Below are 14,022 nucleotides of genomic sequence, written 5' to 3' on the forward strand. Positions count from 1 at the left end.
CGCCTCCACCATGGCGCGGGCGTCGGCGAACGGCCTGCCGGCGCGGCCGGTCCGGGTCGGGAGCATCGGGGCGATCAACTCCCATTGGGCATCGGAGAGCATCTGGAACCGGGACATGCCTTCCAGGGTGTCAGCTGGCCCCCTGGATCCATTCTCAGACACGCCCTAGCGGTCCAGTTCCTGGCGCCGCGAGCTGATCACGCCGGTGACGAAGCCGGCGAGGTTGAGCCCGCCGTGGAAGCGGGCGTGCTCGATCTTCACGCAGCGGTCCATCACGATCTCCAGGCCCGCGGCCTCGGCCTGACGCGCGGCGTCCTCGTTCCAGATGCCCAGCTGCAGCCACACGGTCCGGGCGCCCACGCGGGCGGCGTCCGCCACCACCTCGGGGGCGTCGGAGGACTTGCGGAACACCTCCACGAGGTCCGGGGTGACGGGCAGGTCGTCCAGCGAGGCGTACACGCGGTGGCCGAGGATCTCCTTGCCGGCCGCGGCGAGCACGGGATTCACGAAGTAGACGTCGTACGTGGTCGAGCTCAGCAGGTACGTGGCCACGAAGTAGGACGCACGGGCCGGCTTGTCCGAGGCGCCGACGATCGCGATCGACCGGGTGCGCCGCAGGATCGCCAGGCGCTCGGGGGCGCCGGGGCCGGTCCAGGTGCGCTCGGGGTGGGCGGTGCTCATGGCTCAGGCCTCCTGCTCTGCGGGAACGACGGCGCCGTCGCGGGTGCGGCCGGTGGCCTCGGTCAGGGCCTGGTCCAGGTCCCAGAGGATGTCCTCGGTGTCCTCGATGCCCACCGAGATGCGGATCAGGTCCGCCGGGATGCCGCCGGCCACGAGCTGCTCGGCGGTGAGCTGCTGATGGGTCGTCGTGGCGGGGTGCAGCACCAGCGTCTTCGCGTCGCCGATGTTGGCCAGGTGGGAGGCCAGCTGCAGCGCGGAGATGAAGCGCGACGCCGTCGCACGCCCGGCCTCCGGACCGGAGGCGCCGTCGTCGGTGTCCGTGGCCGCCGGGGCCACGCCGAAGCTGAACACCGAGCCGACGCCCCGGGGCAGCAGCTGCTGCGCGCGGGCGTGGTGCGGGTGGTCGGGCAGGCCGGCGTAGCGGACCCAGGAGACACGCGGGTCCTCGTCCAGCCACTGCGCCACGGCCTGCGCATTCGCCAGGTGGGCGTCCATGCGCGGGGCCAGCGTCTCGACGCCGAGCAGCAGCTGGAACGCCGACTGGGGGGCCAGCGACGGGCCGAAGTCGCGCAGCTGCTCCGAGCGGAGCTTGGTGAGGAAGCCGTACTCGCCGAAGTTGCCCCACCAGGAGACGCCGCCGTACGAGGGCACGGGCTCGGTCATCGACGGGAACTTGCCGTTGTCCCATGGGAAGCGGCCGGACTCCACCACGACGCCGCCGAGCGTGGTGCCCTGCCCGCCGAGGAACTTCGTGGCCGAATGGATGACGATGTCCGCGCCGTGCTCGATCGGCCGGATCAGGTAGGGCGGGGTGAGGGTCGCGTCCACGACGAGCGGCACGCCGTGCCGGTGGGCGACGTCGGCCAGGCCCGGCAGGTCCACGACGTCACCGGAGGGGTTGGCGACGATCTCCGTGTAGACGGCCTTGGTGTTGGGCTGGATGGCGGCCTCGAAGTCCGCGGCCTCGGTGGAGTCCACGAACGTGGTCTCGACGCCGAACCGGCGCAGGGAGACGTCCAGCTGGGTGATCGTGCCGCCGTACAGCTTGGAGGACGCCACGATGTGGTCGCCGGCCCCGGCGAGGGCCGCGAAGGTGACGAACTCGGCGGCCATGCCGGACGCCGTCGCGACGGCGCCGATGCCACCCTCCAGCGTGGCGACGCGCTCCTCGAAGGCGGCGACCGTGGGGTTGCCGATCCGCGAGTAGATGTTGCCGTACTTCTGCAGCGCGAAGAGGTTCGCGGCGTCCTCGGCGGACTCGAACACGAAGGAGCTGGTCTGGTGGATCGGCACCGCGCGGGAGCCGTGGACGGCGTCCGGGACGGCGCCCGCGTGCAGCGCCTGGGTGCGGAAGCCGAACTCGTCGTCAGCCACGGGGGTCCTTTCGATGGAGGCTTCGGGACAGTCCGTCCCATTGTCCCGGGCGAGGTGCGCCGAGTGCAGGGTGGGCACGTCGCAGAGCGTCACGCGGCGCCGGCCGCACCCCGGAGGCACGGACGCCCCGCCCCCGGGGGTCCGGGGGCGGGGCGCGGGTGCGTGGGGGTCAGGCCTGTGCGGGGCCGCGCCGGCCCGCCCAGGCCCCGAGGACCAGGGCGACGACGAGCACGCCGACGCCCGTGAGGCGCACGCCCCAGCCGCCGTCGGCGGACTGGATGCTGTAGACGACGGCGGCCACGAACGTCACCACGGCGGCGATGCCGGAGCTCACGGGCACCGATTGCTCGCCGCGGCGGCGGGCGGAGGTGAACATCCAGGCGAGGACGAAGGCGCTGACCGCGACGACGGCCAGGAGGGCGAGAAGGAGCGCGTTCATCGGCGGAGCTCCATCACGAGCTCGGCGCACGAGCCGAAGCCGAACAGCGTCCAGACGTTGCCCCCGAGGAACCCGGAGATGCGGGCGGCGTCCTGCTTCTGCTGGGCGGTCATCTGGAACGAGGGGATGGCCTTGGCCCAGAACGCGCCGTTGGCCTTTCGCTTCAGTTCATTGGCCTGGTACTGGACCGTCTTCACGGCGGGATTGTAGGCGCCGCCGAGCCGGTCCACGGCTCGCCGGACGGTCGCAGACCTCTGGGCGACCGAGACGATGCTCTTGGTGAGATTGGCCACCTTCACGGGCGTGAAGGTGATCGCGAGCTCCGCCGCGCACTTGGCGCCCGTTGCCGCCCACCACTACGCTGAGGGGTTGAGGACCACGCGGGACGAGTCGGCCACGGGGGTGAAGTGCTGCCGGAGTGTGCCGTCCGAGCGCACGTCGTAGCGGGTCTCGAGCGCGACCCCGTTCTGGTCGAACGCTCACGGGGCCGCGATCCGACCCTCGGTGGCGCCCGCGGCGTCCACGATGTCCAGTGCCCCGTCCGCGCGGGCCTCGAGGGATCTGCCTTCGGGGAGGGTAGCACCCGCCAAGGAACACCAACGTACAGCGCTAGGCTTCGGCTCATGGCCCCCGCGCCGTCATCTACGCCCGTATCTTTGTCACCTCGGAGGAGCCCGTCTCGATCGAGCGCCAGCTCGAAGCCGCCCGTCAGTACGCCGCCTCGCGCGGCTGGGAGGTGGCGGATGTGTTCACCGACGAGGACGTCAGCGCCACCCACAACAGCCCCGAGGCCCGGTCAGGGTGGTCCGCGCTGCTGAGCTACGACGGGCCCCACGAGTACGTCGCCGTCTAGAAGATCGACCGCGGGGCCCGCCGCCCGGCGGCACCTGCTCCAGAACGGGCGGCTCCCGCGCGGGACGGTGCCCTGCGGCTGGCGCTCGGTCCCCAACCCTGGAGGGGCCGAGTACGTCCTCGCGCAGGACCCTGAGCGCATCGGGTACGTGCGGGGGGCGGCTGACCGGGTCAGGGGCGGGGCCACGCTCTACTCCGCGTGCAGCGGCTGGACGAGATTGGTGCTCCGCTTCCCCGTGCTTCCCAGTCCCGCCGCCGGGGCACCGGGTGGTCCTACTCGACCGTGGAGCGGCTCATGCGGAATCCGGTGCTTGCCGGCATGGCCCCCTACAACCCGGGCAACTCCCATAAGGAGCGCGGCTCGGACGTGCTCCGTGACGAGCACGGCCTCCCCGTGGTGGACCCCACCGTAGCCGTCATGACGCCGTCCGAGTGGTGGGCGATGGTGGCCGCGCTGGACAGCAACGACTCCCCTCGCGCCAAGCCCCACGCCCTCCGCTCGAAGACCTCGGCGCTCCTCTCGGGTCTGGTGTGGTGCGGGGCGTGCGACGCCCGCATGCACCGTGGGACCAGCAACGGGCGGGAGTCCTACTCCTGCCCCCGCTGCCATCAGACCATCAGCCGCATCCAGGACTACGTCGTAGAGCAGTTCCTCTGGGCCAAGGGGGAGCACGTGCGCTGGACCCCGGTCAGGGAGGTCTACGAGAGCGGGGCGGCGGTGCTGCCGGAGATCGAGGCGCGGCTGGACGAGCTCGACGCCGCCTTCAGGAGCAGCAGGACGCCCTGCTGGACCTGCGTGACGAGAAACGCTCCGAGGCTCCCATAACGGAGCTCCGGTACGAGGAGGCGGGGTTTTTCGCTGAGGCGTGGACCAAGGCCGAGGGCGTCGAGGCTCAGCGGGCCGTGCTGGACGACGCCCTAGAGCGCATCACGGTCGTCCGAGGGCAGACCGGGCGCGGCCTCGACAAGTCCCGCCTGATGTTCAGCTGGCAGCACCCGGATCAGGTGGGGCCGAGGGAGGCTCCGACGGATTGGGGGCTGGCGAGCTGGGCTGAGGGGTGACCGAATCAGCACGGGCAACCTTCAACGCCCCCTTCGAGGGATCGGAGCTGACGTACACGTCCTCCCAGGCGTTGAGGGAACCATCGGTGTCCACCACCCACTGATTCCACTCTTCGTCGTAAAAATGCATTTCTGCGTAACCGTCGTCTTGGATGACGTCGGCGGTCACCGCGAAGGCCTCCTCGCGCCCAGGGCCCAAGGTCCGGATTCTACGAAGGGGCTCGTCATCAGAGATCCCGTAGAACCACACATCTGAGATGGCCGCAGCACTGCCATTACGCATTACTACCGGCCGCACGGTTACCTCTTTCCCCAGCCCCCCTCCGGCTGAGACCCACCGTGGCTGAGGAGGCGACACCCGGAGTTCTACACCGCGCAAACGGTCCCGGCGCTCTCGGGTCTCCATCTTGGCCACCCGCTCTTCTTCCCGGGCCTCCAGCCGGGCGATTCGCTCAGCATCCACACTTTCCTGTTGACGATGCCGCACGCCCTCGCGGTGCGTCTGTAGAAGAGCCACTCCCACGGCACTTATCGTGCCGATCGCCGCCAGCCACTCGGGTGCAGTCCCCCAGCTGATAGTGCCCCACCAGTTGACGATGCCTTCGAACCAGGACCCGAGGGCCATGAGCGCGTCCTGGTCCGACTGTGCGAGGTCCATGCGGCACAGCGTAGACGCCCCCTCCCCCGGTCAGGGGCCTCCGCATCCTTCTCCGCCCCTCTCCGCGAGCGCGGGTCCTGGGTACGCGCGCGTCCCCTTCGAGGCTGAAAGTCCCGAAGACGGCAGGAGAAGGACGGAGAGGGAGTATCAGGCGGCAGCCACCGCCTCAGCCTGGACCAGCACGCGGTCGATGGTCGAGGAGCGCCACACGCCCCCGCCTCGGGCCGTCGGCACGCCCTCCTCGGTCAGGGCGCGGGCGATGTGAGAGACGCGGACGCCCTCAGCGCGCATGCGGAGGATGCGCTCGCGGACCTCGTCCGGGATCTCGTTGGGGCGGCCGAACCGGACGCCCTCGGCCTTCCGCTGGGCCATGCCCTCCCGGGTGCGCTGACAGATCAGCTCCCGCTCATACTGCGCGGCGGACGCAAGCACGTTCGCCGTGAAGCGGCCCGCCGGGTCAGCGGTGTCGATGTTCGGTGAGAGGAGGACCAGCCCCCAGCCTCGGCGCTGGCAGCGGTCGAGCAGCCCGGCGAAGTCGATGACCGAGCGGCTGACCCGGTCGAGCCCGACGGCCAGCAGGACGTCCGCCTCCCTTCGGTCGAGGCGCGTCAGGGCGGACTACAGACCGGGACGGTTCAGGAACTTGCCGGTCAGGCCCTCATCCGCCACCACCTCGAAGTCCCGGCCTCGGCGGTCGGCCTCGGCCGCGAGCGCGGCGCGCTGGGCGTCGAGGGAGGCTCCGTGCTCGGCCTGGTCCTCGGTCGAGACGCGGACGTATGCGAGGGCCAGGGGGGCAGCGGGGGCGGTCATGAGCTGCAATTTTTAAGCTAATGGAGGCCTTGGCGCGGGCGGCGACGGCCAGGCGGCTACGGGCGGTCAGGACGGGATCAGACATGGGGAACGGAGTCCTAGGCAAAAGGGATATCTACCTGGGTCGACTCCCCTCTCCCGCCCAATCCGGTCTTCCGGTCGGAGGAGGGTAACGCCCCTAGCTATCGCGTCTTGCATACGTTCCCGTCAGGTACTGCTCATGGCCCGGATCAGGCCCTCCTGACGCAACCCCGGTACCGCCTCATGTCCCAACTAGTATCAGTGCGCTGCCACCTGGGGGAGGCGGCTGGGGTTCAGTTATGACCCTGAAGCTTAGGTAACTTGCACGGGAAGCAAAAAGGGAGGGCGCGTAGTAGCTTCTCGGTCAGGGGGCTACGGTCCGAGCTGGCAGGTCGGAATGGAACCAATGCACCAGAGTGACGGCCAGCCCCACGGCCACAGCCGCTTCCTCCTTTGTGACGGGCGCAGGTTTTGCACCTGACACCTGCCCTCCATGGCGGTCGTGCTGACCGTGCCAAAGCAGTCTCATCATGCCTAGGAGCACGTCACCCGAAGGAGCCTGAGTGGGATCTTGCGTCATTGGGAGTGACCAGCTCTTCTGGTTTTCCATGTCGCGTATGACGGTGCCAAGAGTGGCCTTATCATTCAGCGGGGAAACCTTTTTTGCCGCAGCGTCTTCAACGGCCTTGATAGCCAGCGCGTATGCCTTACTGGGGTCCGAGTTGAGCCCGTAAAGCTCTCCCCAAGCCTCAGCCAGCCTCACCCCCGCAGCGCCGGCCTGCTGCATAGTGTCGTCGGCCGCGTCCTGGACCCCCTTGGCCACCCGTTCTTCCAGACCTGGGTGCCCTGCTCGTTGGCCCACCTTGTAGGCGGACTTGCATCTCGCGAGCAAATCATCGAGTTGAGCCCCCGGCGCGCCGCGATAGAGAAGATAATCAGCGATGGCGAGGGGGTTTTTAATCCTCATAAGTGCGGCAATTACGGGTGCCAAGGTAGATTTGACACTCGATTCGTAAACAGCATCGTTAGACACCACGGGCAGAGCCACCTGGAGCTCCTGACCCATAGCGGTAATGAGGTCGGCATCAGCCCGATACAACTGAGCCCCATACCCATCACCGCCCGCCCCCCGGACTAGCGCAGCCTCCACCCATGCCCAGTACCCGGGCTTCATCCAGTCGGGCACGCCCGGATGCAGAGCGTCATAGGCGGCAATTTTATCTTCCGTGTCCGTCCCCAGAGGGCGCCAAGGCTGAGTCGTCATGCGGCGAGTCTCGCACAGCCTACCGCGACGTTAGCAAAACCATCTTGTTTTCCCCCGGCTCGAGTGAGGGAGTAGTCCACGTACCCGGCGGAGGCGTCCGCGACGGCGATGACCTGGCCGGCGCCGGCCTCCGAGACGTGGGACACGGATGTGGGGGCAAGCCGTGCGGGCGAGAGGTCGGGGCGGGGTGTCAGGGCGTGCGATCCACGGGCACCAGCTCCACGTCCTCGAGCCGCCCGCCCCGCACCACCGCCCGCATGAGGGTGCACTCGGGCTGCCGCCGCCGGTCCGTGCAGGAGCCGGGGTTGAGCAGCCGCAGGCCCGGGTTCGCGGTCTCCGGCCCGGCCACGGTGTCCCACGGGATGTGGCTGTGCCCGAAGACCAGCACGTCCGCGTCCGGGAACGCCGCGGCCATGCGGCGCTCGCGGCCGGCCGCCGGGCCCGTCTCGTGGACCATCGCGATCCGCACCCCGCCGAGCTCCACGCGCGCCACCTCGGGCAGCCGCGCCCGCAGCCCCGGCCCGTCGTTGTTGCCCCACACGCCCACCAGGCGGGCGGCCCGCGCGTCGAGGTCGTCGAGCACGCCCTCGGCCACCCAGTCACCGGCGTGGAGCACCACGTCGGCCCGCGCCACCTCGGCCCGCACCTGCGCGGGCAGGGCACGGGCACGCCGCGGGATGTGGGTGTCCGCGATCAGGAGCAGGCGGACGGCGACGTCGTCGAGCACGGTCCGCCTCACCGCGCGGCGAACGCGCCGAGCCAGAGCGCCAGCGGCAGGCCGACGATGAACACCGCCACGAATCCGCGCACCAGCCACCGGCCCACCGGGGTGGCGAGGTTGACCGTCACGCCCACGCCGTAGCCGGGGCGTTTGGCGGGGAAGACGGCCGGGTCCTCGGGGTCGCGCTTGAGCCCCAGGGGCGTCCACACCTCGTCCTCGGCGAGCTCCGCGGCCGTGGGCCGGTGCCCGAGGTCCGCGGCGACGCGGTCCGACCAGCGCGTCCACCGCCGCGTGCTGGCCCGCATCGCCGGGAAGATGCCCACCATGAGCACGGTCAGCGTGAGGGGCAGGATCCACCAGGCCATCGTCCACGCCCCGGAGGCGAGCACCTCGGCCGTCATCGGGGCCAGCACCAGCACGATGAGCACGCACGACCACCCGAGGCCCTCCTGGACCCCGCGGTGCACCCCCGCCTGGCGCACGCGCCGCCACGGGGACAGCCCCGGATCCGTGGGGACGAGGGCGGTGAGCATCGCGGAGACCAGGGCCAGGAACCCCGTCATGCCGAGGCCGATCAGCGGCCCCGCCGCCACCGTGCCGAACGAGGTGTCCTCCCACGCATCCGGTCGCCCGTCGACGCCCCAGTGCGTGGGCACCCGCTCCGGCAGGCCCGGCAGTGCGACGAGGGCCCACCCCAGCAGCGCCAGGCACAGCGCGGCCGCGAGCAGGAACGGCCGCCACGGACGCAGCCGGCCACGGCGCAGGGCGGCGCGCTCGGTGGCGGGGACGTCGTCGGGGGCGGGATGGGGCGGGTGGGGCATCGACCCAGGCTAGCTTCGGCCCCCGCCCGCCACACCCGGTGACCGGCCCGTCCAGACGGCGGCCGCGCACGCCGCGATCACCAGCAGCATCCCCGCCAGGTCCAGCGGGGTGAGCTCCTGCCCGCGCACGGCCCAGGCCGTCAGCGCCGCCGCGAGCGGCGACAGGCACGTCAGCAGGGAGAAGAGCGCGGTCGGCATGCGGCGCAGCACCTGCAGGTCGATCCCGTACGGCACCGCCGTGGACAGCAGCGCCACGGCCAGTCCGACGCCCAGCACCACGGGGGAGAGCAGGGCCGCCCCCGCCGTCGTGACGCCGACCGGCAGCGCGACGAGGGACCCGGCGGCCGTCGCCAGGGCCAGCCCCTGCACCCCCGGCAGGTGGAGCCCCGCGCGCCGCGAGAGCAGGATGTACCCCGCCCAGCACGCCGCCGCGGCCAGCGCGAGCGCCACCCCCACCGGGTCCAGCCCCGCCCCGCCGATCCCGCCGTCCGCGCTGAACCCCTCCCGGCCGAGCACCCCGATCCCGACGAGCGCGAGGGCGGCCCACGCCGCCGACCGCCACGACGGCCGCGCCGCCACGGACAGCGCCAGCGGCCCGAGCACCTCGAACGTCACGGCCACGCCCTGCGGGATCCGCGCGAAGGCCTCGTAGATGGTCAGGTTCATGCCGGTCATGGCCGCCCCCAGCCCGACGACGGCGGCCCACCCCCGGGGGCCCAGGCCGGCGAGGGCGGCGCGGCTCGGCCGGGTGACGAGCAGCAGCACGGCCGCGGAGAACACCACGCGCAGGGCGACCATCGCGGATGCGCCGACGTCGTCGAACAGCAGGCCCGCCACGGACGCGCCGAGCTGCTGGCTCAGCAGCGAGAGCAGGACGAGCAGGACGAGACGCACGGGCTCAGCCTAGGGGCGCGCCGCGCCACCCCGGCCCCAGCCGGCGCCCTCCCCGCGCCCGGCCCGCCGAATGTGACCGCGGCCGGCACACGGCCCCGGCGCCGCTCCTAGCGTGGGCCTCCACACGACCCAGCGACCCCCACGACCCGCGGCACCGCGCCCGGCGGGGTGCCCGCCTCCGGACCGAGGAGATCGACATGCCGCTCACCGACCCGACGGACGCGTCCGCGCCGCCCGCCGCCGTGCCCACCCCGCTCGGCACCGTCCCCCCGTTCGTGCGCCCCGCCGACCTGCCCCGCGACCTGGCCGGCCTGCGCCGGCACTTCGCCCCGGTGTTCGCACGGATCGCCGACGGCTCCCGCGAGCGCGACCGCCGCCGGATCCTCCCGTTCGAGGAGGTCCGCGCCCTCAACGAGGCCGGCTTCGCCACGCTGCGGGTCCCCGCGGAGGCCGGCGGGCCCGGTGTGGACGTGCGGACCGCCGTCGCCCTGCTGATCGATCTGGCGGAGGCGGACGCGAACGTCGCGCACCTCTACCGCTCGCACCTGGGCTTCCTCGACTCCCTCCGCTTCCAGCCCGCCGCCGTCCGCGAGCGCTGGCATGCCCGGATCCTGGCCGGCGCCACGGTCGGCAACGCGTCCACCGAGAAGGGCGGCAACGCGCTGGGCACGCTCAACACGGTCCTCACCCCGGCGCCCGTGGGCGACGGACCGTGGACCCTGACCGGCACCAAGTTCTACGCGACCGGCTCGATCTTCTCCTCGCACACGCGCGTCTCGGCCGCCCAGACCGACGCGGACGGGCGCCCGGCTCCGGGCCGGCGCTTCGCCGTCGTGCCGGTGGAGGCCCCGGGCGTGCGGCTGGACGACGACTGGGACGGCTTCGGCCAGCGCCTGACCGGCACGGGCACCGCGGTGTTCGACGGCGTCGCCGTGCCGCCGCAGGACGTGCTCGACCGTGTGCCCGGCAGTGCCGAGGCCGTCTACGAGGCGGCGTGGTTCCAGCTCATCCTGCTCGCGGTCCTCGCCGGGATCGCCCGGGCGGCCCGCCGGGACGCCGCCGACGCCGTGGCCGCCCGCGTGCGCACCTTCAACACGGGTCTGGGCCTGCCGTTCCGGGAGGACCCGCTGATCCAGGAGGCCGTCGGACGGATCGCGGCCAAGGCGTTCACGGCCGAGGCCGCGGTGCTCTCGGCGGCGGACGCCCTGGACGCGGCGCTCGCGGATCACGACGCCGGCCGCACCGGCTCCGGCGCCCCCGAGGAGGTGCCCGCCTCCTTCACGTGGGCCGAGCTGGCGGTGGAGCACGCCCAGGTGACCGTCCCGGAGCTGGCCCTGGGCGCCGCCCAGGAGCTGTTCCTCACCGGCGGGGCCTCCGCCACGAGCACCGCCAAGGGCCTGGACCGGCACTGGCGCAACGCGCAGACCGTGGCCACGCACAACCCCATCGCGTTCCGGGCCCGGGCGATCGGCGACTACTGGATCAACGGCACCGTGCCCGAGGGCCTCAACGCGATCGGTGACGCCCCGGCCGCCTCCGCGCCCGTCGGTGCCGACGCCCCCGGGGAGGCCGCCCGATGAGCTCCCTGCGCACCCACCGTCGCCGGGCCGCGCTCGGATCGTTCATCGGCACCACCATCGAGTGGTACGACTTCTACCTCTTTCTACCTCTACGGCCTGGCCGCCGCGCTCGTGTTCAACGTGCAGTTCTTCCCCGGTCAGACCGCGTTCGGGGCGACCCTCGCCTCGTTCGCCACGCTCGCCGTCGGCGTCGTGCTGCGCCCGCTGGGCGGGATCGTGGCCGGCCACTTCGGGGACCGTGTGGGCCGCAAGGCCCTGCTGGTCATCTCGCTGCTGCTGATGGGCGGCGCCTCGATGCTCATCGGCGTCCTGCCCACGTTCGCCCAGGCGGGCTGGTGGGCGGTGGCCGGGCTCGTGCTGCTGCGCTGCCTGCAGGGTGTCTCGGCCGGCATGGAGTGGGGCGGGGCCGCCCTGATGTCCGTGGAGCACGCCCCCGCGGGCCGGCGCGGCCTGTTCGGCTCGTTCACGCAGGTCGGCTCCTCGGCCGGCATGCTCCTGGCCACCGGCGCGTTCTCCCTGGTCAAGCTCGTCACCACCGACGAGCAGTTCGCCGCGTTCGGCTGGCGCCTGCCGTTCCTCGCCTCGGGCCTGCTCGTGGTGGTCGGCCTGGCCATCCGCCTCGGCGTCGAGGACTCGGTGGAGTTCCGCGTGCACCGGGAGGCGGGGACCGTCAGCCGCGCGCCCGTCGTCGAGCTGCTGCGCCATCACGCCCGCCCCGTGCTCGTCACCGCCGGCCTCCGTCTGGGTCAGAACGGCCTCTACTACCTCGTCACCGCGTACCTGGTGAGCTACCTCGTGCTCCGCGGCGCCGACGACGGCGTCCTCGTCTCCGCCATCATGGTCGCCTCGGCCATCGGGCTGCTGAGCACCCCCTTCTGGGGCGCGGTCTCGGATCGCGTGGGCCGTGCCCGGGTGTCCCGGGCCGGGTACGCGCTCACGGCGGTGGCGGGCTGGGTGCTGTTCGCCGTCGTGGACGCGGGCGCGCTGGCGGTGCTGCCGCTCGTCGTCGTGCTGGTGATCAACGTGGCCCACGACAGCGTCTACGGTCCGCAGGCCGCGTGGTTCGCCGAGCAGTTCCCGGTGCGCGTGCGGTACTCGGGCGTGAACCTGGGCTATCAGCTCGGCACGGTGGTGGGCGGCGGGTTCGCCCCGTTCATCGCGGCGCTGCTGTACGAGGTCGGCGGCCACACGCCGTGGCTGATCGCCGCGTACCTGACGCTGCTGGCCACGCTCTCGCTGATCGCCACGCGCTTCGCCCGCGACCCCGTGGCCCGCCCCGAGACGGACCTCGTGGCCGACGACGCCGCCATCCTGGCCGCACAGGCGGACGGGCCGGCCGCCGTCGTGCCGGCCGACCATGCCCCCGTGACCCTGGAGACCCGATGACCGCGACCCCCGCCCCCACCCCGTTCATCCTCAGCGCGTTCGACATGGTGACGCCCGTGCACCAGTCGCCCGGGCTGTGGCGGCACCCCGAGTCCCGCGCCCACGAGTTCGACCGGCTGTCCTTCTGGACGGACCTGGCCCGCACCGTGGAGGAGGGCGGGTTCACCGCCGTGTTCCTCGCGGACATCCTCGGGCTCTACGACGTGCACGGCGGCGGCGTGGACGCCACGGTGCGCGGCGGCGTGCAGTGGCCGCTGCTGGACCCGTTCACGGTGGTCTCGGCGATGGCCGTCGTCACCGAGCGGGTGGGCTTCGGCGTCACCGCGTCCGTCACCTACGAGCAGCCCTACCTGCTGGCGCGCACGCTGACCTCGCTGGACCACTTCACGGACGGGCGCATCGCATGGAACGTGGTGACCGGCTACCAGGACTCGGCCGCACGCAACCTCGGCCTGGACCGGCAGCCCGGCCACGACGAGCGCTACGACCGGGCCGACGCCTACCTCGACGCCATGTACCGCCAGTTCGAGGGGTCCGTGGAGCGGACCGCCGTCGTGGCGGACCGCGAGTCCGGGGTGTTCGCGGACCCGGCGGAAGGTGCACCCGATCGGCGTGGAGGGCCCGCACGTGCGCCTGCCCGGCGTCGCGCTCGCGCACCCCGGGCCGCAGGGCACCCCGTTCCTGTTCCAGGCCGGCGCGTCCTCGCGGGGGCGACGGTTCGCGCTCGAGCATGCGGAGGCGGTCTTCTACATCGGCCCGACGACGGCGCACGTGCGGCGGTTCGTCGAGCAGACCCGCGAGGGCCTGCGGGAGACCGGCCGCCCCGAGGACGCGATCCGCGTGCTGGCGATGGTGACCGTCGTCGTCGCGGACACGGACGAGGAGGCGCAGGCGCGGCTGGCCGCGTACCACCAGCACGTGGACGTCGAGTCCGCGCTCGCGCTGTTCGGCGGCTGGACGGGGGTGGACCTGTCCGGCCTGGACCCGGACGCCGAGCTGGAGCACGTGGAGAGCGAGGCCTCCCGGACGGCGCTGGCCGCGTTCACCACCCAGTCGCCGGACCGCCGCTGGACGGTGCGCGAGGTGGCGGAGTTCGTGAGCGTGGGCGGGCGAGGGCCGGTGATCGTGGGGTCCCCGGCCACCGTGGCGGACGAGCTCGAGCGCTGGCACCGCGAGACCGGCGTGGACGGCTTCAACATCTCCGCGGCCGTGCGCCCGACGGACCTCGAGCGGTTCGCCCGGCTCGTGAGCCCCGAGCTGCGGCGGCGCGGCGTGCTGCGTGAGCCCGAGGCGGGGCGGACCCTGCGCGAGAACGTGGCCGGCGCGGGACCGCTGCTGCCCGAGGACCACCGGGGGGCCCGGTTCCGCTGACCCCGAGGCCGCGGAAAACGTCACGCTGACGTGCGCTAATCCGCCTCGTCGTGGGAGAGTGGGGGACGCGCGCCCGCGCAGAACCCGC

The 14,022-nt window shown here is 72.4% G+C and carries 15 protein-coding genes and 3 pseudogenes; 6 read left to right on the forward strand and 12 right to left on the reverse strand.

Features of this window, described 5'->3' with window-relative positions; translation table 11 throughout:
- From AUV08_RS10920 to AUV08_RS10940, 5 genes and pseudogenes are all read right to left on the reverse strand, one after another.
- Positions 1 to 117: pseudogene (locus AUV08_RS10920) on the reverse strand (IS5/IS1182 family transposase); the annotation flags it as partial.
- A gap of 48 nt (positions 118 to 165) precedes the next feature.
- Complete coding sequence (locus AUV08_RS10925) at positions 166 to 681, reverse strand: CoA-binding protein (protein WP_061867587.1); 516 nt, start codon at positions 679 to 681, stop codon at positions 166 to 168.
- A 3-nt stretch (positions 682 to 684) separates the two neighbouring features.
- Positions 685 to 2,055, reverse strand: a complete 1,371-nt coding sequence (locus AUV08_RS10930; RefSeq protein WP_061867586.1) for an O-acetylhomoserine aminocarboxypropyltransferase/cysteine synthase family protein — start codon at positions 2,053 to 2,055, stop codon at positions 685 to 687.
- Between the two features lie 169 nt (positions 2,056 to 2,224).
- Positions 2,225 to 2,494, reverse strand: coding sequence for a hypothetical protein (locus tag AUV08_RS10935; protein ID WP_061867585.1), 270 nt, complete (start codon positions 2,492 to 2,494; stop codon positions 2,225 to 2,227).
- Positions 2,491 to 2,793, reverse strand: a complete 303-nt coding sequence (locus tag AUV08_RS10940; protein ID WP_157554142.1) for a hypothetical protein — start codon at positions 2,791 to 2,793, stop codon at positions 2,491 to 2,493. The genes AUV08_RS10935 and AUV08_RS10940 overlap by 4 nt, the downstream gene beginning before the upstream one ends.
- Positions 2,794 to 3,134: 341 nt before the next feature.
- On the opposite strand from AUV08_RS10940, the gene AUV08_RS11885 reads away from it, so the two are divergent.
- Both AUV08_RS11885 and AUV08_RS10945 read left to right on the forward strand, forming a co-directional pair.
- A complete protein-coding gene (locus tag AUV08_RS11885; RefSeq protein ID WP_084776574.1) occupies positions 3,135 to 3,347 on the forward strand; it encodes a recombinase family protein in 213 nt (70 codons plus the stop codon).
- A 198-nt stretch (positions 3,348 to 3,545) separates the two neighbouring features.
- Positions 3,546 to 4,172, forward strand: a complete 627-nt coding sequence (locus AUV08_RS10945; RefSeq protein WP_084776573.1) for a recombinase zinc beta ribbon domain-containing protein — start codon at positions 3,546 to 3,548, stop codon at positions 4,170 to 4,172.
- A 156-nt stretch (positions 4,173 to 4,328) separates the two neighbouring features.
- Here the strand turns inward: AUV08_RS10945 and AUV08_RS12025 are convergent, their stop codons facing one another.
- The 7 genes and pseudogenes from AUV08_RS12025 to AUV08_RS10970 form a co-directional block, all read right to left on the reverse strand.
- The gene (locus AUV08_RS12025; RefSeq protein ID WP_157554139.1) at positions 4,329 to 5,066 is read right to left on the reverse strand and encodes a hypothetical protein; all 738 of its coding nucleotides are present in this window, start codon (positions 5,064 to 5,066) and stop codon (positions 4,329 to 4,331) included.
- A gap of 147 nt (positions 5,067 to 5,213) precedes the next feature.
- A complete protein-coding gene (locus AUV08_RS12335; protein ID WP_061867582.1) occupies positions 5,214 to 5,438 on the reverse strand; it encodes a recombinase family protein in 225 nt (74 codons plus the stop codon).
- Positions 5,424 to 5,876 (reverse strand): annotated as a pseudogene (locus tag AUV08_RS12280) (recombinase family protein); the annotation flags it as partial. The pseudogene AUV08_RS12280 and the gene AUV08_RS12335, both read right to left, overlap by 15 nt.
- A gap of 385 nt (positions 5,877 to 6,261) precedes the next feature.
- Positions 6,262 to 7,161, reverse strand: coding sequence for a hypothetical protein (locus AUV08_RS12030; RefSeq protein WP_157554135.1), 900 nt, complete (start codon positions 7,159 to 7,161; stop codon positions 6,262 to 6,264).
- Positions 7,162 to 7,351: 190 nt separating this feature from the next.
- Complete coding sequence (locus tag AUV08_RS10960; protein ID WP_061867580.1) at positions 7,352 to 7,888, reverse strand: metallophosphoesterase; 537 nt, start codon at positions 7,886 to 7,888, stop codon at positions 7,352 to 7,354.
- An 8-nt stretch (positions 7,889 to 7,896) separates the two neighbouring features.
- A complete protein-coding gene (locus tag AUV08_RS10965; protein ID WP_061867579.1) occupies positions 7,897 to 8,703 on the reverse strand; it encodes a DUF1648 domain-containing protein in 807 nt (268 codons plus the stop codon).
- A 9-nt stretch (positions 8,704 to 8,712) separates the two neighbouring features.
- Positions 8,713 to 9,597, reverse strand: coding sequence for a DMT family transporter (locus AUV08_RS10970; protein WP_061867578.1), 885 nt, complete (start codon positions 9,595 to 9,597; stop codon positions 8,713 to 8,715).
- A gap of 197 nt (positions 9,598 to 9,794) precedes the next feature.
- On the opposite strand from AUV08_RS10970, the gene AUV08_RS10975 reads away from it, so the two are divergent.
- The 4 genes and pseudogenes from AUV08_RS10975 to AUV08_RS12425 all read left to right on the forward strand — a co-directional run bounded on the left by AUV08_RS10975 (position 9,795) and on the right by AUV08_RS12425 (position 13,934).
- Positions 9,795 to 11,177 carry an acyl-CoA dehydrogenase family protein gene (locus AUV08_RS10975; RefSeq protein WP_084776571.1) on the forward strand — a complete coding sequence of 461 codons (1,383 nt, stop codon included), beginning with the start codon at positions 9,795 to 9,797 and terminating at the stop codon, positions 11,175 to 11,177.
- A gap of 111 nt (positions 11,178 to 11,288) precedes the next feature.
- Positions 11,289 to 12,563: an MFS transporter gene (locus tag AUV08_RS10980; RefSeq protein ID WP_231862102.1), complete on the forward strand. Its 1,275-nt coding sequence runs from the start codon at positions 11,289 to 11,291 to the stop codon at positions 12,561 to 12,563.
- 44 nt (positions 12,564 to 12,607) lie between these two features.
- A pseudogene (locus AUV08_RS12420) lies at positions 12,608 to 13,099 on the forward strand (LLM class flavin-dependent oxidoreductase); the annotation flags it as partial.
- Between the two features lie 76 nt (positions 13,100 to 13,175).
- Positions 13,176 to 13,934 carry an LLM class flavin-dependent oxidoreductase gene (locus AUV08_RS12425; RefSeq protein ID WP_369814517.1) on the forward strand — a complete coding sequence of 253 codons (759 nt, stop codon included), beginning with the start codon at positions 13,176 to 13,178 and terminating at the stop codon, positions 13,932 to 13,934.
- The last annotated feature ends 88 nt before the right edge of the window (positions 13,935 to 14,022 follow it).

It is taken from the genome of Micrococcus sp. CH7 (genome assembly GCF_001595485.1).
In the GTDB taxonomy this organism is placed as follows: Bacteria; Actinomycetota; Actinomycetes; order Actinomycetales; family Micrococcaceae; genus Micrococcus; species Micrococcus luteus.

What these genes read in the sequence shown, in the direction of transcription:
- AUV08_RS10925 (WP_061867587.1), bottom strand. Translation starts at nt 681, where the DNA reads ATGAGCACCGCCCACCCCGAGCGCACCTGGACCGGCCCCGGCGCCCCC.
- AUV08_RS10935 (WP_061867585.1), bottom strand. Translation starts at nt 2,494, where the DNA reads ATGAACGCGCTCCTTCTCGCCCTCCTGGCCGTCGTCGCGGTCAGCGCC.
- AUV08_RS12025 (WP_157554139.1), bottom strand. Translation starts at nt 5,066, where the DNA reads ATGGACCTCGCACAGTCGGACCAGGACGCGCTCATGGCCCTCGGGTCC.
- AUV08_RS12335 (WP_061867582.1), bottom strand. Translation starts at nt 5,438, where the DNA reads ATGGCCCAGCGGAAGGCCGAGGGCGTCCGGTTCGGCCGCCCCAACGAG.
- AUV08_RS12030 (WP_157554135.1), bottom strand. Translation starts at nt 7,161, where the DNA reads ATGACGACTCAGCCTTGGCGCCCTCTGGGGACGGACACGGAAGATAAA.
- AUV08_RS10965 (WP_061867579.1), bottom strand. Translation starts at nt 8,703, where the DNA reads ATGCCCCACCCGCCCCATCCCGCCCCCGACGACGTCCCCGCCACCGAG.
- AUV08_RS10975 (WP_084776571.1), top strand. Translation starts at nt 9,795, where the DNA reads ATGCCGCTCACCGACCCGACGGACGCGTCCGCGCCGCCCGCCGCCGTG.